This is a genomic window from Beutenbergia cavernae DSM 12333 (genome assembly GCF_000023105.1).
In the GTDB taxonomy this organism is placed as follows: domain Bacteria; phylum Actinomycetota; class Actinomycetes; order Actinomycetales; family Beutenbergiaceae; genus Beutenbergia; species Beutenbergia cavernae.
On sequence record NC_012669.1, the window covers coordinates 2,605,192 to 2,626,680 of the forward strand.

The 21,489-nt window shown below is 72.7% G+C and carries 24 protein-coding genes; 9 read left to right on the forward strand and 15 right to left on the reverse strand.

The window, feature by feature from the left end; genetic code table 11:
* Positions 1–12: 12 nt before the first annotated feature.
* From BCAV_RS11675 to fabG, 3 genes are read right to left on the reverse strand one after another with little or no spacing between them, the layout of a single operon-like run.
* Entirely contained in the window at positions 13–561 is a 549-nt protein-coding gene (locus tag BCAV_RS11675) for a SixA phosphatase family protein (protein WP_015882811.1), read from the reverse strand.
* The gene (fabI, locus tag BCAV_RS11680; RefSeq protein WP_015882812.1) at positions 562–1,329 is read right to left on the reverse strand and encodes an enoyl-ACP reductase FabI; all 768 of its coding nucleotides are present in this window, start codon (positions 1,327–1,329) and stop codon (positions 562–564) included.
* A 30-nt stretch (positions 1,330–1,359) separates the two neighbouring features.
* Positions 1,360–2,094 carry a 3-oxoacyl-ACP reductase FabG gene (gene fabG, locus BCAV_RS11685; protein WP_043349610.1) on the reverse strand — a complete coding sequence of 245 codons (735 nt, stop codon included), beginning with the start codon at positions 2,092–2,094 and terminating at the stop codon, positions 1,360–1,362.
* A gap of 89 nt (positions 2,095–2,183) precedes the next feature.
* Between fabG and BCAV_RS11690 the strand changes: the two genes are divergently transcribed.
* Genes BCAV_RS11690 through BCAV_RS11700 form a run of 3 tightly spaced genes read left to right on the forward strand, consistent with a single transcriptional unit; the run spans position 2,184 to position 3,654 of the window.
* A complete protein-coding gene (locus tag BCAV_RS11690; protein WP_015882814.1) occupies positions 2,184–2,495 on the forward strand; it encodes a DUF3099 domain-containing protein in 312 nt (103 codons plus the stop codon).
* Positions 2,492–2,740, forward strand: a complete 249-nt coding sequence (locus tag BCAV_RS11695; protein ID WP_015882815.1) for a hypothetical protein — start codon at positions 2,492–2,494, stop codon at positions 2,738–2,740. Before BCAV_RS11690 ends, BCAV_RS11695 begins: the two co-directional genes overlap by 4 nt.
* Positions 2,737–3,654, forward strand: coding sequence for an SURF1 family protein (locus tag BCAV_RS11700; RefSeq protein ID WP_015882816.1), 918 nt, complete (start codon positions 2,737–2,739; stop codon positions 3,652–3,654). The genes BCAV_RS11695 and BCAV_RS11700 overlap by 4 nt, the downstream gene beginning before the upstream one ends.
* Positions 3,655–3,752: 98 nt before the next feature.
* Here BCAV_RS11700 and BCAV_RS11705 read toward each other — a convergent pair whose 3' ends face one another.
* Both BCAV_RS11705 and BCAV_RS11710 read right to left on the reverse strand, forming a co-directional pair.
* The gene (locus tag BCAV_RS11705; RefSeq protein WP_015882817.1) at positions 3,753–5,351 is read right to left on the reverse strand and encodes an ABC-F family ATP-binding cassette domain-containing protein; all 1,599 of its coding nucleotides are present in this window, start codon (positions 5,349–5,351) and stop codon (positions 3,753–3,755) included.
* 106 nt (positions 5,352–5,457) lie between these two features.
* The gene (locus tag BCAV_RS11710) at positions 5,458–6,036 is read right to left on the reverse strand and encodes a TetR/AcrR family transcriptional regulator (RefSeq protein WP_015882818.1); all 579 of its coding nucleotides are present in this window, start codon (positions 6,034–6,036) and stop codon (positions 5,458–5,460) included.
* Between the two features lie 90 nt (positions 6,037–6,126).
* Here BCAV_RS11710 and BCAV_RS11715 point away from each other — a divergent pair, with 90 nt between their 5' ends.
* Both BCAV_RS11715 and BCAV_RS11720 read left to right on the forward strand, forming a co-directional pair.
* Positions 6,127–6,531: a VOC family protein gene (locus BCAV_RS11715; protein ID WP_015882819.1), complete on the forward strand. Its 405-nt coding sequence runs from the start codon at positions 6,127–6,129 to the stop codon at positions 6,529–6,531.
* 15 nt (positions 6,532–6,546) lie between these two features.
* A complete protein-coding gene (locus tag BCAV_RS11720) occupies positions 6,547–7,392 on the forward strand; it encodes a TrmH family RNA methyltransferase (protein ID WP_015882820.1) in 846 nt (281 codons plus the stop codon).
* 3 nt (positions 7,393–7,395) lie between these two features.
* On the opposite strand, the gene BCAV_RS11725 is transcribed toward BCAV_RS11720, so the two are convergent.
* On the reverse strand, positions 7,396–7,986 hold the full coding sequence (locus tag BCAV_RS11725) for a biotin transporter BioY (RefSeq protein WP_015882821.1): 591 nt from the start codon (positions 7,984–7,986) through the stop codon (positions 7,396–7,398).
* Between the two features lie 197 nt (positions 7,987–8,183).
* Here BCAV_RS11725 and ypfJ point away from each other — a divergent pair, with 197 nt between their 5' ends.
* The gene (gene ypfJ / locus BCAV_RS11730) at positions 8,184–9,071 is read left to right on the forward strand and encodes a KPN_02809 family neutral zinc metallopeptidase (protein ID WP_015882822.1); all 888 of its coding nucleotides are present in this window, start codon (positions 8,184–8,186) and stop codon (positions 9,069–9,071) included.
* A 173-nt stretch (positions 9,072–9,244) separates the two neighbouring features.
* Complete coding sequence (locus BCAV_RS11735; protein ID WP_015882823.1) at positions 9,245–11,107, forward strand: HNH endonuclease signature motif containing protein; 1,863 nt, start codon at positions 9,245–9,247, stop codon at positions 11,105–11,107.
* 422 nt (positions 11,108–11,529) lie between these two features.
* Here BCAV_RS11735 and BCAV_RS23415 read toward each other — a convergent pair whose 3' ends face one another.
* Genes BCAV_RS23415 through BCAV_RS11780 form a run of 8 tightly spaced genes read right to left on the reverse strand, consistent with a single transcriptional unit; the run spans position 11,530 to position 18,408 of the window.
* Positions 11,530–11,961: a metal-sulfur cluster assembly factor gene (locus BCAV_RS23415; protein ID WP_015882825.1), complete on the reverse strand. Its 432-nt coding sequence runs from the start codon at positions 11,959–11,961 to the stop codon at positions 11,530–11,532.
* A complete protein-coding gene (locus tag BCAV_RS11750) occupies positions 11,958–12,533 on the reverse strand; it encodes an iron-sulfur cluster assembly scaffold protein (protein WP_015882826.1) in 576 nt (191 codons plus the stop codon). The genes BCAV_RS23415 and BCAV_RS11750 overlap by 4 nt, the downstream gene beginning before the upstream one ends.
* On the reverse strand, positions 12,530–13,837 hold the full coding sequence (locus tag BCAV_RS11755; protein ID WP_015882827.1) for a cysteine desulfurase: 1,308 nt from the start codon (positions 13,835–13,837) through the stop codon (positions 12,530–12,532). Before BCAV_RS11755 ends, BCAV_RS11750 begins: the two co-directional genes overlap by 4 nt.
* Positions 13,838–13,850: 13 nt before the next feature.
* Positions 13,851–14,609, reverse strand: a complete 759-nt coding sequence (sufC, locus tag BCAV_RS11760; protein ID WP_015882828.1) for a Fe-S cluster assembly ATPase SufC — start codon at positions 14,607–14,609, stop codon at positions 13,851–13,853.
* Positions 14,609–14,950, reverse strand: a complete 342-nt coding sequence (locus BCAV_RS11765; protein ID WP_015882829.1) for a non-heme iron oxygenase ferredoxin subunit — start codon at positions 14,948–14,950, stop codon at positions 14,609–14,611. Before BCAV_RS11765 ends, sufC begins: the two co-directional genes overlap by 1 nt.
* A 10-nt stretch (positions 14,951–14,960) precedes the next feature.
* Complete coding sequence (sufD, locus tag BCAV_RS11770; RefSeq protein ID WP_245528838.1) at positions 14,961–16,148, reverse strand: Fe-S cluster assembly protein SufD; 1,188 nt, start codon at positions 16,146–16,148, stop codon at positions 14,961–14,963.
* An 11-nt stretch (positions 16,149–16,159) separates the two neighbouring features.
* Positions 16,160–17,599, reverse strand: coding sequence for a Fe-S cluster assembly protein SufB (gene sufB, locus BCAV_RS11775; RefSeq protein ID WP_015882831.1), 1,440 nt, complete (start codon positions 17,597–17,599; stop codon positions 16,160–16,162).
* The gene (locus BCAV_RS11780; RefSeq protein WP_015882832.1) at positions 17,596–18,408 is read right to left on the reverse strand and encodes a helix-turn-helix transcriptional regulator; all 813 of its coding nucleotides are present in this window, start codon (positions 18,406–18,408) and stop codon (positions 17,596–17,598) included. Before BCAV_RS11780 ends, sufB begins: the two co-directional genes overlap by 4 nt.
* Before the next feature lie 187 nt (positions 18,409–18,595).
* Between BCAV_RS11780 and BCAV_RS11785 the strand changes: the two genes are divergently transcribed.
* Both BCAV_RS11785 and BCAV_RS11790 read left to right on the forward strand, forming a co-directional pair.
* Positions 18,596–19,555, forward strand: a complete 960-nt coding sequence (locus BCAV_RS11785; protein WP_015882833.1) for an ABC transporter ATP-binding protein — start codon at positions 18,596–18,598, stop codon at positions 19,553–19,555.
* The gene (locus BCAV_RS11790) at positions 19,552–20,466 is read left to right on the forward strand and encodes an ABC transporter permease (protein WP_015882834.1); all 915 of its coding nucleotides are present in this window, start codon (positions 19,552–19,554) and stop codon (positions 20,464–20,466) included. The genes BCAV_RS11785 and BCAV_RS11790 overlap by 4 nt, the downstream gene beginning before the upstream one ends.
* Here the strand turns inward: BCAV_RS11790 and BCAV_RS22160 are convergent.
* Entirely contained in the window at positions 20,353–21,483 is a 1,131-nt protein-coding gene (locus tag BCAV_RS22160) for an AraC family transcriptional regulator (protein ID WP_083770023.1), read from the reverse strand. The genes BCAV_RS11790 and BCAV_RS22160 overlap by 114 nt on opposite strands.
* Positions 21,484–21,489: the final 6 nt, after the last annotated feature.

The window sequence follows — 21,489 nt, forward strand, 5'->3', positions numbered from 1 at the left end:
CCGGATCTCGCGTCAGTCCTCGACGGCGCGGACGACCTCGGCGAGCGTGGCACCGGCGCGGTCGAGCGCCGCCCACTCCCCCGGGACGTCGAGCACGCACGTGGCCGCCGTCGGGATCCCCGACCGCACCTGTGCCACGGCGTCGTCGTCCGATCCGGGGCCGGCCAGGAGCGCGGCGAGGGACGACATGACCGGCTCGTGGCCGACGACGAGCACCGTGCGCGCGTCGGCGGGTGTCCGTGACAGCAGGTCCAGGACGTCGCGCGCACCCGCGTCGTACAGATCCTCCGTCACGAGGACGGCGCCGGCCGGCTCGCTCAGCCGGGCCGCGAGCAGCTCCCACGTCTGGACGGTGCGCAGCGCGGACGACACGTAGGCCACGTCGACGGCGACGCCGGCGCTGCCGCCGAGCCACTCGCCCACGGCCGCTGACTGACGCCGACCGCGCAGGGCGAGCGGCCGGGTGTGGTCCTCGTAACCGGGCGCCGAGGCCGGCTCCGCCTTCGCGTGCCGCAGGAGCAGCAGACGGCGGGGCGCGGCGTCGTCGAGCCTGGCGGCCACCTACTGCCCCATCGCGTGCACGCCGCCGTCGACGTGCAGCATCTCGCCCGTCGTCGCCGGGAACCAGTCGGAGCACAGTGCGACGACGGCGCGCGCGGCAGGCTCCGGGTCGGCGGAGTCCCAGCCGAGCGGCGCGCGATCGTCCCAGCCGCCCTCCATCGTCTCGAAGCCGGGGATCGAGCGCGCCGCCGTCGTCTTCAGCGGCCCCGCCGACACGACGTTGACGCGGATCTTGTCCGGCCCGAGGTCGCGGGCGAGGTAGCGGGAGGTGGCCTCGAACGCGGCCTTCGCGACGCCCATCCAGTCGTAGACCGGCCACGCGAAGCGCGCGTCGAACGTGAGCCCGACCACGGACCCCCCGCTCGGCATGAGCGGCCGCGCCGCGACGGCGAGGGACTTGAGCGAGAACGCGGAGACCTCGAGCGCCGTCGCGACGTCGGACCACTCACCGGCGAGGAAGTTCCCGCCCATGACCGACTGCGGCGCGAACCCGATCGAGTGCACGACGCCGTCGAGGGAGTCGGTGTGCTCGCGCACCCGCTCGGGCAGTGCGGCCAGGTCCTCGTCGTTCGTGACGTCGAGCTGCACCACCGGCGCCAGCTGCGGCAGACGCTTCGCCGTCAGCTCCGTGAGCCGGTGCTGGCGCCCGAAGGACGACAGGACGACGCGCGCCCCCTCCTCCTGCGCGAGGCGTGCGGCGTGGAACGCGATCGAGGCGTCGGTGAGGACGCCGGTGACGAGCAGCGACTTGCCGTCGAGAAGACCCATGGTGCTTTCCTCCGGGGAAGGGACGTGAGATCAGTGGCCCATGCCGAGGCCGCCGTCGACGGGGATCACTGCCCCGGAGACGTACGACGCGGCGGGCGACGCGAGGAACTCGACGACGCCCGCGACGTCATGCGTGCTCCCAAACCTACCGGCGGGGATGGCGCCGAGGTACTGCTCCTGCTGTGCCTCGGGCAGCGCGTCGGTCATGGCGGTCGTGATGAACCCGGGGGCGACGACGTTCGCCGTGATCCCTCGCCCGCCGAGCTCGCGGGTGATCGAACGGGCGACGCCGACCAGGCCGGCCTTGCTCGCCGCGTAGTTGACCTGGCCGGGACCGCCGTAGAGCCCGATGACGGACGAGATGAAGATCATGCGGCCGCGGCGCAGGCGGATCATGCCCTTGCTGGCGCGGCGGGCGCAGCGGAACGCCCCCGTGAGGTTGACGTCCAGGACGGCGGCGAAGTCGTCGTCGCTCATCCGCATGAGCAGCGTGTCGCGGGTGATGCCCGCGTTCGCGACGAGGACCTCGACCGGGCCGAGGTCCGCCTCGATGGTGGAGAACGCGGCGTCCACGGCCGCCGAGTCGGTCACGTCGCCTGGGACGCCGACGACGCCGTCGGGCAGGTCGGTCGCGGACGCGCGGGTCAGCGTCGCGACCCGGTCCCCCGCTGCGACGAACCGCTCGGCGATCGTGCGACCGATGCCACGGGTCGCTCCGGTGACGAGGACGGTGCGGGGCTGGGCGTCGGCAGTCGGCGTGGACACCCGAGCACGGTAGCGGATCGACCCCACGCCCCGGTCCGCCCGCCCTGGTGCCCGACGCCGAGCCCGCGCGCGAGGAGTAACCTCAAGTAGTGAGCCGCGTTCCCTCGATCACGTCCGCGCCGCGCTCGCAGACAGACGAGCAGCACGGCCGACTCGGGCGCTACATGCTGTCGATGGGGATCCGCACGGCCTGCTTCCTGCTGGCGATCGTCACCGAGGGCTGGCTGCGCTGGACGTTCGCGGCCGCGGCGATCGTGCTCCCGTACATCGCCGTCGTGTTCGCGAACGCGGGTCGGGAGCGCGGGACGGGCGGTGTCGACGACGCCGTCGACCACCCCGAGCTCACGGCGGGACCGGAGCCCCGGCCACTCACGCCGCCGACCGAGGAGGGACCACGGTGACCGTCCAGCTCGACGACCTGGTCTGCAGCGCGAAACGCTGCCGGAACACCGCCGTGTGGGCGCTGCTGTGGAACAACCCGAAGATCCATGACGCCCCGCGGCGCAAGACGTGGCTGGCGTGCGACGACCACCTCGACCACCTGTCGACGTTCCTCGGTGCCCGCTCGTTCCTCAAGGAGACGGTTCCGGTGAGCGATCTCCCACGCTCCGGCGGCGGCGGCGAGGCGCCGCGCACGGCCACGTGAGCGCCACCGCCCCCGACCGCACCGCGTCACGCACGCTGGGCATGGCCCTGCTGGTGGTGTGCGTCTCCGTGGCGTGCGTCGCCCTCGGCTACTGGCAGTGGACCCGGCACCAGGACCGGGCCGCCGCCGTCGCCGTCGTGGAGCGCAACTACGACGCCGACCCCGTGGCCCTCGCGGACGTCGTGCCGCCCGGTTCGCTGGAGCGCGACGGCGAGCAGCTCGACGCGGCGGACGCGTGGACCCCGGTGAGCGTGCGCGGCGAGTTCGTCCCCGGCTCCGACGTCCTGCTCCGCAACCGCCCCGTCGACGGCGTCGCGGCGATGCACGGCCTGGCGCTGTTCCGCACCGACGATGCCGCCCCTCGGCTCCTGCTCGTCGACCGCGGCTGGGTGCCGGCGGGCGAGGAAGACTCCGACCGGGCGCTCGAGGCCCTGGCGCTCCCGGACGGACCGGTCGAGCTCGTGGTCCGGCTGCGTCCCGCGGAGCCCGACGCCGACCGCCCAGCCCCCGAGGGCTACGTGTACACCGCCACCCCGGCCCTCGTGGCGGACGTCACCGGCATCCTGGCGGGGAGCGACTCGGACGGCGCGACCGAGGCCGCCTTCGACACGACGCTCATCCAGGGGACGTACGGGGCGCTCGCCTCCCAGGAGCCGGCGCCGGAGCACGCGCTCGGGCGTCTTGCGGCGGCGGACACCGACCTCGGGTCGCACCTGTCGTACGCATTCCAGTGGTGGGTGTTCGCGCTCGGGGCGCCGGTCGCCGCGCTCGTGCTCGCCCGCCGGAACCGCACCCTGGCGGCCGAGGACGCCGACGGCCGCTCCGCCGTCGCCCCCGATCCCCGACGGCGCCGCACCCTCGAGGAGGAGGAGGACGCGCTCCTCGACGCGCAGGAGCGCAGCAGCCGTCGCTGAGGCGTCCCGCTGCGCCGAGGTAGTACCAGGCGGACGAGGACGGTGTTCCGGACTACTTCCTCGTCCGCCTGGCGCTACCTCGGCGTCGTCGCCGACCGTCAGGCGAGGGCCACGAGCTCCTGGTACTCCGGGCTCCACAGGTCCTCGTCGCCGTCGGGCAGGAGGAGCACGCGCTCCGGCTCGAGCGCCTCGACCGCGCCCTCGTCGTGCGTCACGAGGACGACGGCGCCCGTGAACGTGCGCAGCGCGCCGAGGATCTCCGCGCGGCTGGCCGGGTCGAGGTTGTTCGTCGGCTCGTCGAGCAGCAGCACGTTCGCGCTCGAGACGACGAGGACGGCGAGCGCGAGCCGCGTCTTCTCACCGCCGGACAGCACGCGGGCGGGCTTGTCGGCGTCGTCCCCGGAGAACAGGAACGAGCCGAGCACGCTGCGGACCTGCGTGTCCGTGAGGTCCGGGGCGGCCCGGCGAAGGTTCTCGACGACCGTCGCGGCGACGTCGAGCGTCTCGTGCTCCTGGGCGTAGTAGCCGACCTTCAGCCCGTGCCCGGGCACCACCATGCCGGTGTCCGGCGCCTCGACACCGCCGAGGATGCGCAGCAGCGTGGTCTTGCCCGCGCCGTTGAGGCCGAGGACGACGACCTTGCTCCCGCGGTCGATGGCGAGGTCGACGCCGGTGAAGACCTCCTGGGAGCCGTAGCTCTTCGAGAGGTCGCGCGCCGTCAGCGGCGTGCGCCCGCACGGCGCCGGGTCCGGGAACCGCAGCTTCGCGACCCGGTCCGAGCGGCGGACCTCGTCGAGGCCCGCGAGCATGCGCTCCGCGCGCCGGGCCATGTTCTGTGCCGCCACGGCCTTGGTGGCCTTGGCGCGCATCTTGTCGGCCTGGGCGATGAGCGCGGACGCCTTCTTCTCGGCATTCGCACGTTCCCGGCGACGGCGCTTCTCGTCCGTCTCACGTTGCAGCAGGTAGGCGTCCCAGCCGAGGTTGTACACGTCGAGCTGCGCCCGGTTCGCGTCGAGGTGGAACACCTTGTTCACGCTCGCGCGCAGCAGGTCGACGTCGTGGGAGATGACCACGAACCCACCGGCGTAGGCCATGAGGTAGTCCCGCAGCCACACGATCGAGTCGGCGTCGAGGTGGTTCGTCGGCTCGTCGAGCAGGAGCGTCTGCGCGCCGGAGAACAGGATGCGCGCGAGCTCCACGCGTCGCCGCTGACCGCCGGAGAGCGTACGCAGCTGCTGGTCGAGCACCCGCGTCGGGAGCCCGAGGTTGCTCGTGATCCGCGCAGCCTCGCTCTCCGCCGCCCAGCCGCCCTTCGCGAGGAAGTCGGCCTCGATGCGGCCGTAGCGCTCCATGGCGCGCTCGCGCGCGTCGGCGTCGCCGGTCGCCATCGTCTCCTCGGCGCGGCGCATCCGGCGCATCACCTCGTCGAGACCGCGTGCCGACAGCACGCGGTCGCGGGCGAGGACCTCGAGGTCGCCGGTGCGCGGGTCCTGCGGGAGGTAGCCGACGTCGCCGCCGCGGCTGATCGTGCCGGCCGTCGGTTGGCCCTCTCCGGCGAGGATCTTCGTCAGCGTCGTCTTGCCGGCGCCGTTGCGTCCGACGAGACCGATCCGGTCACCGCCGTCGATGCGGAAGCTCGCGTCCGCGAGCAGCGTGCGCGCGCCGATGCGGATCTCGAGGGAGGAGGCGGTGATCACGTGGATCGAGTCTACGTTCGCCGCGCCAGGTCTTTGACGGGCCGGGGGTGTCGTGGCCGCCACATCGACGCCGCCCGCCCGGAGGCGCCGTCACTCGGCGACGGCGTCACTCGGCGACGGCGTCGATGAGCCGCTCGAGCACGGCCCACGCCGCCTCCAGGTCGCCGCCCGCCGTGGCGGCCCACACGGCTGCCTCGTTCATCGCCCCGGACAGGAGCACGGCCGCGGCTGCCGGATCGAGCCCGCGGAGCCGGTCCGCGTCGGCGAGCTGCCCCAGCACGTGGGTGAGCGTGCGCCCGCCGTGCCGCGCGTCGTGCTCGCGCCACACGTCCCAGCCGAGGACGGCGACGGCGTCGACCAGCAGGATCCGGCGGTTCGCGTCCGCGAGACACGCCTCGAGGAACGCGCGGCTGCCGATCTCGAGCGATCGGCGCGGGTCGCTCACGTCCGCCGTCGCCGCGACGATGCGCTCGGCCACCGACGCCTGGACGCCGTCGAGCACGGCGGCGAACAGCGCCTCCTTGTCCGCGAAGTGGTGGTAGACGGCGCCGCGTGTCACGCCCGCGTCCCTGGCGATCCGCTCGAGCCCGACGCCCTGGTAGCCGTGAGCGGTGAACGCGGTGCGCGCGACGTCGACGATCCGCGCGCGCGTCCGCTCGCTCTCCGCCCTGCTCGCCCGTGGCATCCGTCCTCCCCGACCCCTTGGTTACCGACAGCGTGTATGTATATCATGGTCACCGATACGTACACACTGTATGTAACCCGAGGAGACGCCATGAAGCTCACGAGCAGCTACCCCGTCCTCATGAGTGCGGACGTGCCCGCCGCCGCCACGTTCTTCCGCGACACGTTCGGCTTCACCGACAGGTTCACGTCCGACTGGTACGTGAGCCTGGCCCACGGGAGCTTCGAGCTCGCCGTGCTGGACCACCGCCACGCCACGATCCCCGAGGGGTACCGGGACGCCCCGGCCGCGGGCGTGCTGCTCAACCTCGAGGTCGAGGACGTCGACGCGCTGTACGCGGAGCTCGCCGGGCGCGAGGGGATCGACGTCGTCCTCCCCCTGCGCTCCGAGGACTTCGGGCAGCGTCACTTCATCGTGGCGGGGCCGGACCGGGTGCTCGTCGACGTCATCACACCGATCCCGTTCGCGGGCGAGTTCGCCGAGGCCCCCGCGTGACCTAGCCTGACCGGCATGGCCAGGTCTCCAGCGGGGACGACGACGCAGCGCGTCTCCAGTCGCAACGCCACCTTCCAGCAGTGGCAGGCGCTGCTCACGAACCGCACGAAACGGCACCGCGCGGGCGCGCTCCTCGTGTCCGGCGTCCGGCCGCTGACGGTCGCCGTCGAGAGCGGGCACGTGGTGCGGGAGTGGCTGCACGGCGAGACCGGCTCGCTCTCGGCGTGGGCGCGCGACCTCGTGGCGCACGCGCCGGCGCAGCGGTTCGTCGTCGCCGACGAGCTGCGGCACGAGCTGGGCGGCAAGGAGCAGGGCACGCCGGAGCTGCTCGCCGTCGTCGAGATGGCCGACGGCGACATCCGTCGGCTCGACGCGGCGGCGGACTTCCTCGGGGTGCTGCTGGACCGGCCGTCGTCGCCCGGGAACGTCGGCACGATCATCCGCTCCGTCGACGCGCTCGGCGGCCACGCCGTCGTCGTCACGGGGCACGCGACGGATCCGTACGACCCGCAGGCCGTCCGGGCGAGCACCGGCTCGGTGTTCGGTGTGCCGATCGTGTCGGCCGCGGCGCCGCGCGAGGTGCTGGAGTGGGTCGACGGCGTCCGCCGGGCCGGTGTCCCGCTGCGCCTGGTCGCCACGGACGAACGTGCCGAGCGCGACGTGTGGGACCACGACCTCACCGGACCCGTGCTGCTCCTTACGGGCAACGAGACCACGGGGCTCTCGCAGGCGTGGCGCGACGCGGCCGACGACGTCGTCCGGATCCCGATGGCGGGGTCGGCGAGCTCGCTGAACGCGGCCTCGGCGACCACGGCGATCCTGTACGAGGCGGCGCGGCAGCGCCTCCGCGGTCGGGGCTGAGGGTCAGCCTCGGCGTACGCGGCTGACGACGGCCCAGGTGCCGGGCAGCACGACGGCGGCCAGCACGGACTTGATCGCGTCTCCGGCGAGGAACGGCACGACGCCGAGGCGCAGCGCCTCGGGCAGGTCCACGCCGAGGAAGGCCATGAGCCACGGCACGCCGCACGCGTACACGACCACCGAGCCGAGCAGCATGGCGCCGATCGTGGCGAGCGGCTTCCTGTCGGCTCCCGCGCGCGCGAGCCGGCCCACGAGGACGCCCGCGAGGAGGAAGCCCAGGACGTAGCCGAACGACGCGAACTGCCAGCCGCTCGCACCGCCGGCGAACCAGCCGACGCCGGCGACCCCGGCCAGCATGTACAGGGCGAGCGAGGCCGCCGCACGGGCAGGGCCGAGCGCCGCGCCGACGACGAGTGCGCCGAACGTGCCGAGCGTCAGCGGCACCGGCGTGAACGGCAGCGGGATCGCCACCTGCGCGAGCGCGGCGACGACGCCAGTCCCGGCGAGCACCAGGGCGGCGTCGCGGACGCGGCTCGCCGGGAGCAGGTCCCCGAGCACGAGGCGCTGGGGCTGGGCGAAGTTCTCGGTGGTCACGTGTGCTCCTCCACGGGCGACGACGGCGGACGTCGCCACCGTAGGGCCGTTCGGGTCGCGCGAGCACGCGCAGCGCTCACCGATTCGGGCCGCGATGTTCGTGGAGACCCTCCAACGCCTGGCACGCGCGGCCGCGCCGCCGGGCGCACGCGCGCGAGGGTTCCTACGATGAGAGCCGGCCCACCACCTGGAGCGCGATGACCTTCAACGAGAACGCGAACGTCTCCGGCTCGCGCGTGCGCCGGGGCGGGCGCGGGCGCGGAGCGGCCATCGGCGGCGGGGTCGGCGGCCTCCTCGTCGTGGTGCTCGGGCTCGTGTTCGGGTTCGACCTGGGCGGCCTCGCTCCCGGCGACGGCGGCGAGCCCGTGGCCGGCGACGAGCCGACGTCCCTGGAGGACTGCCGAACGGGCGCCGACGCGAACGAGAACGTGGAGTGCCGGATGCAGGCGACGGCGTTGTCGCTGGACGCCTACTGGGAGGCGCAGCTGCCCACCCAGGGCGGCGTGGCCTACGACCAGCCGCCCTTCGAGCTGTTCACCGCGCAGACGACGACGGCGTGCGGCGCGGCGTCGAGCGCCACCGGTCCGTTCTACTGCCCGCCCGATGCGACCGTGTACCTCGACGTGGCGTTCTTCGACCAGCTGACGTCCCGGTTCGGGGCGAGCAACGGGTCGCTCGCGCAGATGTACGTCGTCGCGCACGAGTTCGGTCACCACATCCAGAACCGGCTCGGCACGATGGACTCGATCGACCGCTCCGGCACCGGCCCGACGTCCGACGGCGTCCGCCTGGAGCTGCAGGCCGACTGCTACGCCGGGATGTGGGTGCGCGGAGCGGCGACCACCCGGGACGACTCCGGCGTCACGTTCCTCGAGCCTCCCACCCGCCAGCAGATCGCCGACGCGCTCTCCGCGGCGGCCGCCGTCGGCGACGATCGCATCCAGTCGGCGGCGGGCGGCGCGGTGAACCCGGAGGCGTGGACGCACGGGTCGAGCGAGTCGCGGCAGCGGTGGTTCGGTGTGGGGTACGACCAGGGGTCGTTGGCGGCGTGCGACACGTTCGCCGTGTCGGGCTCGCAGCTCTGAGTCGCTGAGCCCGGCGGGCCCTCCTGGGGTCTCCTGGGTGGCTCGTCCATGCTCGGGTTCTGGCGCATCGCCGTTGTCCACAGGCGGCGGCTGCCCTCGGCGGGATGTCGGAGGCTCCACCTATTATGGCAACAGATGTTCGAACCGGTCGACGGGCGAGGAGGTGGCAGCAGATGAGTGCAGAGGTGGTGCCGGATGTGCTGCGTACCGCTGCCTCCCCGGCGAACGGGCCGCGTTCCTCGCGCGCCCTGCACGCTGTCGCTCCGGCGCGGATGACGTCACCGCGCGGCTCGGGCGTTCTTCGTTCCTCGGGCTCCCCGAGCTCCGCCGACCCGTCCGGTTCGGCGGCGTCGGCGTCGGCGTCGACGTCGACGGGCGATCCGGACGTCGTGTCGAACGCCCGCGCGGTGCTCCTCGCCGTCGAGGCGCTCGGCGTCGCGGTCAGCGACGTCCGCTCCGGCCGAGAAGTCGCCGAGGAAGCTGCTCTCCGCGAGGCGGTCGCGGTGCTCGACCGCGCAGAGGCTCTCATCCGCGTGAACCGTGGCCACGTGCTGGGCGTCATCCGCGAGGAAGGGCGGTGGGCGGTCGACGGCGACCGTGACTTCGCCGGCTGGCGGGCCCGCACGTCCGGGCAGGGGCGCGGTGCGGCGCGTCGGGAGGCGACGCTCGCCGACGGGCTTGACGCCCTGCCCGGGACGGCGGAGGCCGTTGCCACGGGTGAGGTGAGTCTCGGGCACGCGGACGTCCTGACGTCCCTCCTCGCGGAGGCGTCGCCTGCTGTGAAGGAACGGCTGGCGTCGGGCGGGGAGAGCGAGCTCCTGCCGACGGCGGTGCAGACCGACGTGCCGACGTTCCGGAAGAAGGCACAAGCGTGGGCGGGGCGGATCGACGCCGATCAGGCGGACCGCGACGCGGAGAGCGTGCGTGCCCGCCGGTTCCTCCGGATCACGGGCGGGAACCGGGGCACCCGGATCGAAGGCCTCCTGGACCCGCTTGCCGGCGCGACACTGCGAACCGCTCTCGAAGCACTGACGCCCGCACCCGCAGCGTCGGACCTGCGCACCCCGGATCAGCGGCGCGCGGACGCCCTTGTCGACCTCGCCGGGCGGGTCCTGGCGTCCGGGACCGAGAAGCCGGGGGCGCAGGTTCGGCCTCACCTCAACCTGCTCGTCCCGTATGACACGTGGCTGCTCTTGCGCCGCCGTCCGACGTCCACCTGCGCAGGCGAGGCCGCGGGCGATCCGACCGTGGGCGACGTTGCCATGGGCGGCGAGGCCGTGGGCGGCGAGGCCGTGGGCGGCGAGGCCGTGGGCGACGTCGCCGTGGGCGACGTCGCCGTGGGCGCGGCACCTGGCGTGCGATCCGGCTCCCGCGGCTCCGGCTCAGCGGACGAGGTCCCGCTCGCCGAGCTGGAGGACGGCACACTCGTCCCGTTCGGCGTCCTGGAGACGCTCGCGTGCGACTGCGAGATGACCCGGATCGTGCTCGACGCGGACGGCGTCCCTCTCGACGTCGGGCAGACACAACGCTCGTACACCAGGGAGCTGCGGCGAGCGGCCCTGGCGCGGGACCGGCACTGCCGCTGGCCCGGTTGCTCGATCCGTGCCTCCTGGTGCGAGGTGCACCACCGGATCTGGTACTCGCACGGAGGCGCGACCTCGCTCGAGAACGCGATCACGCTGTGCGTCTTCCACCACCACGAGGTCCACCGACGTCACCTCGGCATCGACGTCATACCCGGCGGCCACCACTTTCGACGGCGCGACGGCTCCACCCTAGGCACCAGCACCCGCCTCCAGGACGACCTCCTCGTGCCCGCGATGCGACCTACGGTGGCGGCGCCTTCCGCCGTGGTCGAGAACGTTGTGCCGGAACGGCAGGATCGGTCAGCTTCTGGTTCGGCGGAGCCACTCGGATCGGATCCACCGCGGAGACCAGAAGCCGACTTGTCCGGGGCTTCTCCGCCGGGCGGACTCACGTCACCTCCGGCGGCGGCACCAGGGCTGTGGAACTCGGACGAGCCGCCGCCGTGGTGACGCACTGCGGCACTCGAGGCCAAGCCTCTGGAGACGTTGGGCCACGTCGCGTTCATGGGTGGCGAGCGACGACGACCGCGGGTCGGCGTCGTCGCGCGAGCTCGGGACGACGAGCTGCGCTGACCAATGTGCGGTCGCCGGGCGAGGCCGAGCTAGAACTACCGACCCCCGGCCACCTGAGCGACGGGAAGACTCGAGCGACGACCGACGCGTGCGAGCGCCAGACGTTGAGCCGATCGCGCGAGCTCCAGACGTTGAAGCGGATCAGCCCGAAGGGGCAGACGTTGAAGCAGATCACCCCGAAGGGTCAGACGTTGAAGCAGATCACCCCGAAGGGTCAGACGTTGAAGCCGATCGCCCGAAGGGTCAGACGTTGAGCCGATCGCGCGAGCGCTAGACGTTTGAGCCGATCGCCCGAATGGTCAGACGTTGAAGCCGATCGCCCGGAGCTGCTCGCGGCCGGAGGCGGTGATCTTGTCCGGTCCCCACGGTGGCATCCAGACCCAGTTGATGCGCTGCCCGGCGACGAGGCCCTCGAGCGCCTGGGCGGCCTGGTCCTCGATGACGTCGGTCAGCGGGCAGGCCGCCGACGTGAGCGTCATGTCGATGACCGCCTCGTTGTTGCCGTCGATGACGACTCCGTAGACCAATCCGAGGTCGACGACGTTGATACCGAGCTCGGGGTCGATGACGTCGCGCAGCGCTTCCTCGACGTCGGCGACGTTCGGCGCCGCGCCGACGGTCGTCCCGGCGTCCGCGGCGGGTGCGCCGGTGGACTCCGCAGCGCCCGCCGCCGAGGCGGACGGGGCCGAGGTGGGCGTCTCTGCGACCTGATCCGTGACCTGATCCGTCATGACTCCTCCTTCACGAGTGCGTGCGCGAGAGCGTCGCGCAGGGCCATCCAGCCGAGCAGCGCGCACTTCACACGCGCTGGGTACTTCGCTACGCCGACGAACGCCGCCGCATCGCCGAGCTCCTCGTCGCGGGAGTCGCCGAGCGGCTCGCCGCGGTGGTGCATCAGCGCGCGGAACGATTCGGCGAACGCGTCCGCCGTCAGGACGTCGGTGCCCGTGACGAGGTCCGACATCACCGAGATCGACGCCTGCGAGATCGAACAGCCGTGGCCCTCCCAGCTCACGCCGGAGATCCGAGGTCGGGCGCTCACCTCACGGCCGCTGGCCCCCGCACCGGTGAGGACACCACTGCCGACGTCGCCGCCACCAGCACCGCCGAAGCTGTCAGCTCCGCCGATGCCACCGTCGCCCGCCGACCCGAAGTCGATGTGCACCCGCAGGCGAACCTCGTCGCCGCATGTCGGGTTGACCTGGAACGACTCCCCCGCCGCCCCCTCGCGCAGACCGTACGCATGCCGCTCGCGGGCGTGGTCGAGGATCACCTGCTGGTACAGCTGCTCGAGCGAACTCATGACGGCACTCCCACCTCGAAGAACGAGCGTACGCCGCGCAGCGCCTCGAGGAACGCGTCGACCTCGTCTTGAGTGGTGTAGACGCTCGCCGAGGCCCGGGCGGACGCGACCACCCCGAGTCGGCGATGGATCGGTTGCGCGCAGTGGTGACCCACCCGCACGGCGATCCCGGCGTCGTCGAGCACCTGACCGACGTCGTGCGGGTGCACGCCGTCGACGGCGAACGACACCACGGCGAGCCGATCCGCGGCGTCCGTCGGACCGAGCACCCGCACACCGTCGATGCCAGCGATCCCGCTCAGGAGCCGCTGGGTCAGAGCGCGCTCGTGCTCGGCGACCTGCGCCATGCCCAGGTCCGCCAGGTACTGGGCGGCGGCCCGGAGACCCACAGCCTCGGCCACCATCTGCGTGCCCGCCTCGAACCTCTGCGGCGGCGGCAGGTACGTGGTCTCGGTCATCGTCACGACCTCGACCATCGAACCCCCGGTGAGGAACGGCGGCATCGCCTCGAGCAGCTCACGCCGCCCGTACAGCGCACCGATCCCCGTGGGGCCGAGCATCTTGTGGCCCGAGAAGACGGCGAAGTCCACGCCGAGGGCGCGCAGGTCGACCGGCAGGTGCGGCACGCTCTGGCACGCGTCGAGCAGGACGAGTGCGCCGACGTCGTGCGCCCGCGCGACCACCGGCGCCACCGGCGAGACGGCCCCCGTGACGTTCGACGCATGAGTCAACGCCACGAGACGGGTCCGAGTCGTCACGACCTCGTCGAGCGTGCTCAGGTCGAGCCGCCCGTCGTTTGTCGCCGGCAACCAGCGCAGCACCGCCCCGGTGCGAGCGGCCAGCTCCTGCCACGGGACGAGGTTCGCGTGGTGCTCGAGCTCCGTGACGACGATCTCGTCGCCCGGCGCCAGACCGAACCGCTGCGCGGGTGCGCCACCCCGACCGAGCGTCGCGTTCGACAAGGCGTACGCGACGAGGTTGATGCCCTCCGTCGCGTTCTTCGTCCACACGATCTCGCCCGCGTCGACACCCACGAGCGCGGCGACCTGCGTCCGGGCCGCCTCGAACGCGACCGTCGCCTCCTCGGCGAGCGCGTGCGCACCGCGGTGCACGGCAGCGTTCGTGGTGAGGTAGAAGTCCTGCTCGGCGTCGATGACGCACTCTGGCTTCTGCGACGTCGCCGCGGAGTCCAGGTACACGAGCGGCTTCCCGCCACGCACCGTGCGCTCCAGGAGCGGGAAGTCCGCGCGGACGCGCGCGAGCTCCGCCGCGCTCAGCGCGGGGGTCGCAGCGGGGGCGGACACCGGGGAGCTCCGATCAGGCGCGAGCGGTGAGGTAGCGGTCGTAGCCGGACTCCTCGAGCCGCTCGGCCAGCTCGGGGCCACCCTGCTCGGCGACCCGCCCGTCGATGAACACGTGCACGTGGTCCGGGTGGATGTACCGCAGGATCCGCGTGTAGTGCGTGATGAGGAGCACACCGATGTCGCTGTTCCCCTTGACGCGGTTCACGCCCTCGGACACGACGCGGAGCGCGTCGACGTCGAGGCCGGAGTCCGTCTCGTCGAGGACGGCGAACTTCGGCTTCAGCAGCTCCATCTGGAGGATCTCGTGGCGCTTCTTCTCGCCGCCGGAGAAGCCCTCGTTGACGTTGCGCTCGGCGAACTCCGGATCCATCCGGAGGTCCTCCATCGCGGTTTTGACGTCGCCCACCCACTGCCGCAGCGCGGGCGCCTTGCCGTCGATCGCCGTCTTCGCGGTCCGCAGGAAGTTCGACACCGTCACGCCGGGCACCTCGACGGGGTACTGCATCGCGAGGAACAGGCCGGCGCGGGCGCGCTCGTCGACGCTCATCGCGAGGACGTCCTCGCCGTCGAGCGTCACGCTGCCGGAGGTGACCTCGTACTTCGGGTGACCGGCGATCGAGTACGCCAGCGTGGACTTGCCGGAGCCGTTCGGGCCCATGATCGCGTGCGTCTCACCGCTGTTCACGGTGAGGTCGACGCCGCGCAGGATCGGCTTGGGGCCGTCGTTCGTCTCCACGGAGACGTGCAGGTCGCGGATCTCGAGGGTGGACATCAGTTCTCTCCTTGGTTGTCGACGTCCACGAGGATCTCCTCGCCGTCGATGGTCACGGGGTAGACAGGGACGGGACGCGTGGCGGGCAGGCCGAGCGGCTGACCGGTGCGCAGGTCGAAGACCGACCCGTGCAGCCAGCACTCGACGGTGCACCCTTCGATCTCGCCCTCCGAGAGCGAGACCTGGCCGTGCGAGCACACGTCCGAGATGGCGTGGATCGACCCGTCGTCGGCACACACGACAGCGACCTCGACGAGCGACCCGTCGGCGGCGTCGAGCTCGACGCGCACGGCGGTGCCGGGTGGCACGTCCGCGACACGTGCCGCGGCCTGGTGGGTCATGCGCAGGGCCTCACTCGCCGGTGTGGGAGAGCTCGACCTCGATCGCCGCGATCAGCCGCTCCTCGATGCTCGGCACACCGATCTGCTGGATGAGCTCGGCGAAGAAGCCGCGGACGACCAGACGGCGTGCCGTGGCCTCCGGGATCCCGCGCGACTTGAGGTAGAACAGCTGCTCGTCGTCGAAGCGACCGGTCGCGCTCGCGTGCCCGGCCCCCTCGATCTCGCCGGTCTCGATCTCGAGGTTCGGCACCGAGTCCGCCCGCGCGCCGTCCGTGAGGACGAGGTTGCGGTTGAGCTCGTACGTGTCGGTGCCCTCGGCCTCCTTGCGGATGAGGACGTCGCCCACCCAGACGCTGCGCGCGCCGTCGCCCTGGAGGGCGCCCTTGTACGTGACGCGACTCGTGCAGTGCGGCTGGGCGTGGTCGACGAAGAGGCGGTGCTCCTGGTGCTGGCCGGCGTCCGCGTAGTACAGCCCGAGCATCTCGACGTTGCCGCCGGTGCCCGTGAACGCGGCGTCCGGGGTGAGGCGCACGACGTCGCCGCCGAGCGTCACCACGATGTGCTTGAGCGAGGCGTCACGGCCGACGCTCGCCCGGTGGCTCGCGACGTGCACGGCTCCCGCGTCCCAGTCCTGCACCGAGACCAGGGTGAGCTTCGCGCCGTCGTGCACGACGATCTCGACCGTCTGCGCGAGCTCGGCCCCGCCGGTGTGGTCCAGCACGACGACCGCCTCGCTGAACGTCTCGGCGATCACCGTGACGTGGGCCGCTGACGGCGACACGTCCTCGCGCGAGGACGCGCCGCGCAGCGCGATGGTCGTCTCGGTCTCCGCGACGTGGTTGGCCGGCACCGTGACGACGGTCGCCTCGCGGAACCCCTCCCACGCCGCTGCGGCGATGCGGTCGCCCGGGGCGCCCGCGACACCCAGCCGGGAGTCGTGGTGGTCGACGATCTCGACGCCGACGCCCGGCGCCGCGCTCACCTCGACGCGCGGTCCGGTGCCTGTGAGCTCGCCGGCGAACAGGCGCTGCAGCCGCTGGACCGGGGAGAACCGCCACTCCTCCTCGCGCCCGTTCGGCAGCGGGAAGTCCGCCAAGGCGAACGACGACGCGCGGTCGGCTCGCGACGACTCGGGGTGCGTGCCTCCGCCGTGCGTGTGCGCGGCATCCGCCTGCGCCCGGGAGTGATCGGTGGTCATCGCCTGAGCCATCAACCCACGGCCCCTTCCATCTGAAGCTCGATGAGGCGGTTGAGCTCGAGGGCGTACTCCATGGGCAGCTCGCGCGCGATGGGCTCGACGAACCCGCGCACGATCATGGCCATCGCCTCGGTCTCGGGCATGCCTCGGGACATGAGGTAGAACAGCTGGTCCTCGCTCACCTTCGAGACCGTCGCCTCGTGACCCATCTCGACGTCGTCCTCGCGGACGTCGACGTACGGGTACGTGTCGGAGCGGGAGACGGTGTCGACGAGCAGCGCGTCGCACAGCACGTTGGACTTGCTCGCCTCGGCGCCGTCGAGCACCTGGACGAGACCGCGGTAGGACGCCCGGCCGCCGCCGCGGGCCACCGACTTCGACACGATCGAGCTCGACGTGTGCGGCGCCATGTGGACCATCTTCGAGCCGGTGTCCTGGTGCTGGTCGGCACCCGCGAACGCGATGGACAGCGTCTCACCGCGCGCGTGCTCGCCCATGAGGTAGACGGCCGGGTACTTCATCGTGACCTTCGACCCGATGTTGCCGTCGATCCACTCCATGGTGGCGCCCTGCGCGGCCGTGGCGCGCTTCGTCACGAGGTTGTACACGTTGTTCGACCAGTTCTGGATCGTCGTGTACCGGACGCGGGCGTCCTTCTTCACGATGATCTCGACGACCGCCGAGTGGAGGGAGTCGCTCGAGTAGATCGGCGCGGTGCAGCCCTCGACGTAGTGCACGTACGAGCCCTCGTCCGCGATGATCAGCGTCCGCTCGAACTGGCCCATGTTCTCCGTGTTGATCCGGAAGTAGGCCTGCAGCGGGATCTCGACGTGGACACCCTTCGGGACGTACACGAAGGACCCGCCGGACCACACGGCCGTGTTGAGCGCCGCGAACTTGTTGTCACCGGAGGGGATGACCGAGCCGAAGTACTCCTCGAAGATCTCCGGGTGCTCGCGCAGCCCGGTGTCCGTGTCGAGGAAGAGCACGCCCTGCCGCTCGAGCTCCTCGTTGATCTGGTGGTACACGACCTCGGACTCGTACTGCGCCGCGACGCCCGCCACGAGGCGCTGCTTCTCGGCCTCGGGGATGCCGAGCCGGTCGTACGTGTTCTTGATGTCCTCGGGCAGGTCCTCCCACGAGGCGGCCTGCTTCTCCGTGGACCGCACGAAGTACTTGATGTTGTCGAAGTCGATGTCCGACAGGTCGGCGCCCCAGGTGGGCATCGGCTTGCGGTCGAACAACCGCAGCGCCTTGAGCCGCCGCTGCAGCATCCACTCGGGCTCGTTCTTGAGCGCGGAGATGTTCCGGACGACGTCCTCGGACAGGCCGCGCTGCGCGGTCGCGCCCGCGACGTCCGTGTCGTGCCACCCGAAGGTGTAGTTGCCGATGGACGCGATGGTCTCGTCCTGCGTCATCGGCTCGGTCGCCGGAGTGGCTTCGGTGGTCATGCGGTTCCTTCCCTGACGGGGTCGGGCGGCCTGCGGCTGCTGACGGTTCTGCCCGGAGCGTCCGGGACGTGCGGGAGGACGGCGGGCGGTGCGGTGGTCGCGGGCACGTGCGTGGTGCACGCGTGGTGCCCCGAGGCGATCGTCGCCAGGCGCTGCACGTGCGTGCCGAGCAGGCGGGCGAACGCCCGCGTCTCGGCCTCGCACAGCTGCGGGAACTGGGCGGCGACCTGCTGCACCGGGCAGTGGCCCTGGCACAGCTGGAGCGCGAGGAGCGACGGTAGCGGACGACTGGACGCCGCGTACCCGTCGTCCGTGAGCGCGGCCGCGAGGGCACGGGTACGGGCGTCGACGTCGTGCCCCGCCGCCTCGACGATCGGTGCGTAGCGCCGTTCCAGCTCGGCCTCGCGCTGGTCGGCGAAGCGGTCGAGCGCGTCCGGGCCGGCGACGACGGTGAGGTAGCGCAGCAGGTCGGCCGCGAGGTCGGACGAGGCGTCCGGGCGGGCGTCGTGCGCAGCGAGCGCGGCGACGTACCGCTTCGGCGGACGCCCGCGCCCTCGGTGCGCGCTCGCGGGCGGCGCCTGCACGGCGATCTGCCCCGACGCCTCGAGCGCGCCGAGGTGCCGGCGCACGCCGGCCGGCGTGAGGTCGAGCAGGTCGGCGAGCCGGGCGGCCTCGATCGGGCCACGCTGGAGGACGAGATCGCGAACGCGCTCGCGCGTGGAGGCGTCGTGGTCGTGCTCGAGGTGCGTGGGGGCGGCGGCCGGCATCGGCTGCGGCGCGGAGACGTGCGCGGTGGCCGGTGTGGGCATGGTGCCTCCCCTCACGATCGACGGTGGGTCCGGCCGGGAGACCGGCCGTAGTTTTGACAACATTGTCGTTGCTAATATCGATTCCTTCAAGCAAGGCGACCCTCAGCGGGAGGTGAGGAACCTCACGCGCGGCCGCCGTCGTCGGCGCAGCACGTCCACGGTGAGGCCCCACCTAGACTTGGCGCTCGTGCCAGTCGACGCCGTACGCGTGCGAGGTCTCGTCAAGTCCTACGCCGGTCGCGCCGTCGTCGACCGCCTGGACCTCACGGCACCCAGGGGCGCCGTCACCGCCGTCCTCGGGCCGAACGGCGCCGGCAAGACGACGACGATCGAGTGCTGCGAGGGCCTGCGGCGGCAGGATGCCGGGACGATCGAGGTGCTCGGGCTCAATCCGCTCAGGGACGCCGCGCAGCTCCACGCCCGGGTCGGCGTGATGCTGCAGGACGGCGGTCTGCCGAACTCGGCTCGCGCGCAGCAGGTGCTCGCGCTCGCCGCGGCGATGCACGCCGCCCCGGCCGACGTCGTCGCGGTGTCGGCCCGGCTCGGGATCGACGCGTTCGCCCGAACTCCCGTCCGGCGACTCTCCGGCGGCCAGCGCCAACGCCTCGCGCTGGCCGTGGCGATCATCGGCCGACCCGAGCTCGTGTTCCTCGACGAACCCAGCGCCGGACTCGATCCCCAGTCGCGGCACGCGGTGTGGGAGCTCGTGCGCGAGCTGCGCGACGGCGGCACGTCGGTCGTGCTCACGACGCACCTCATGGACGAGGCCGAGCAGCTCGCCGACCTCGTGCACGTCGTCGACTCCGGCAGCGTGATCGCGTCCGGCGCTCCCGACGAGCTCATCACGGCGCACGGCGGTCCGGACTCCCTCGCCGTGACGATCGACCGGAGCCTCGGCGACGACGAGCTCGCCGCACTCGCGGCGTACCTGAGTGCGGCGAGCGGGACGCTCGTGGAGCTCGGCGTCGGTCGCGCGACTCACGATCCGGCGTCGACGGTCCTCGTGCATGCCGAGTCGAGTCCGGCACTCGTCGCGGAGCTGGCCGCGTGGTGCCGTGCCGAGGGCGTGCTCATCACCTCGCTGCGGCGTGGAGCACGCTCCCTCGAGGACACGTTCCTCGAGCTGACGGGCCGGGAGATGCGATGAGCGAGGACTCCGGAGCGAGGAACGAGCGAGACTCCGACAGCGAGCGCCAGCGAGCGCAGGAGGATCGCGACCGAGGATACGAGCGCAGGAGGATCGCGACCGACAAGCACCAGAGCGAGGGCTCTGGGCACCAGGGCGGGGGCTCGGCCACGGTGGCCGCGGGCGGTCCGGCACCGTCGTGGCGACGTGTCGCCGCCTACGCCGCCTTCGAGACCCGGGCGGTGCTCCGCAACGGCGAGCAGCTGCTCGTCACGATCATCCTGCCGGCGCTGGTCCTCCTCGCGCTGTCGAGGACGAGCGTCATCGACGTCCCGACGGGCGGGGCGGAGCGGATCGACGTCGTCGCGCCCGGCGTGCTCGCCCTCGCCATCATGAGCTCGGCGTTCACGTCGCAGTCGATCGCGACGGCGTTCGACCGACGCTGGGGCGTGCTGCGGCTGCTGGGGACGACGCCGCTCGGGCGCGGCGGGCTCCTGACCGGGAAGATCCTCGCGGTGCTTGCGGTCGAGCTCGTGCAGGTCGCCGTCCTCGGCACGCTGGCCGTGCTCCTCGGCTGGCGACCGGACGCCTCCGGCGTCCCGGCCGCGATCGGGCTCGCCGTGCTCGGCACCGCCGCGTTCACGTCGCTCGCGCTGCTCCTTGCGGGCACGCTGCGCCCCGAGGCCGTGCTCGCCGTGGCGAACCTCGTCTGGGTCCTGCTGCTCGCCGGCGGCGCGGTCGTGCTCCCCGCGGACCAGCTCCCGGCGGGCCTCGCGGCCGTCGCGCCGTGGCTGCCCTCGGGCGCCCTGGGCGAGGGACTACGCGCGGCGTTCGCGGGGTCGACGTCCGATGTCGCCTTCCCCGCGCTGGTCCTGCTCGGCTGGACGGTCGTGGCCGGTCTCGGAGCCGCCCGCACGTTCAGGTGGGACTGACCGGACCCGCCGCCGGAACGCCGTCGGGCTCTCTCCACGGGCGCGGGAGAACGCCGCACTGAGCGAGAACGCGCTGGAGTAGCCGACGCGCCGGCCGATCGCCTCGAGCGTGAGCGTCGAGGTGCGCAGGTCCTCGGCGGCGAGGTCGAGGCGCCATCGCGTGAGGTATGCCATCGGCGGCTCGCCGACCAGCTCCGTGAAGCGGCGCGCGAACGTCGCCCTCGACGATCGGGTCACGGCCGCGAGCGACGCGACCGTCCAGGGCCGCGCCGGCTCGTGCTGCAGGTGCCGCAGCGCGGGGCCGACGACGGGATCGCCGAACGCCGCGTACCACGCCGGCGGATGCGCCTGCGGCGACGAGAACCAGGCCCGCAGGAGCGTCACGGTGAGCAGGTCCACGAGGCGGTCGAGCACGACCTCCTGACCGGGGTCCTCGCGGGCGAGCTCCCCGCGGATCAGCCCGACCACACCGTCGACGCCGGCCGTCCGCGGGACGACGACGACGTGCGGCAGGTGCGTGAGCAGATGGGCGCCGACCTCGGCCGGCGACTCGTACGCGCCGGTGAGCACCTCGGTGGTGCCGGCGTCCGCGTCGGTCCCGGAGTCGGTTCCGGAACCGTCCGCCGTGATCCCCCAGATGCTCCCCCGGGCGCGGACGTGCGTGCTCCCCCAGGTGTTTCCCCAGGTCCGGACGCCGACGTCGCGGTAGCCCGGGCCGGGCGCGCCGGGCACCGGATGGCAGACCTGCCCGGGGCCGATCCGCACCTGGGCGGGCGTGCCGGGGGCGTCCGCCAGGGTCCAGTGACCCGGACCGCGCACGAGCGCCGCGTCGCCCTCCTCGAGCAGCCGGGGCTCGCCGTCGTCGGCGACGAGCCATGCCGTGCCCCGGGCGAGCACGACCACGGAGAGCGGGGAGTCGTCCTCGAGCCGGATCGACCAGGGCTCCTCGAGCACCGACCGCAGCACGTACGCACCCTCCGCGCGGTGGGCGGTGAGCACGGCAGTGAGAGCGTCCATCGCGCA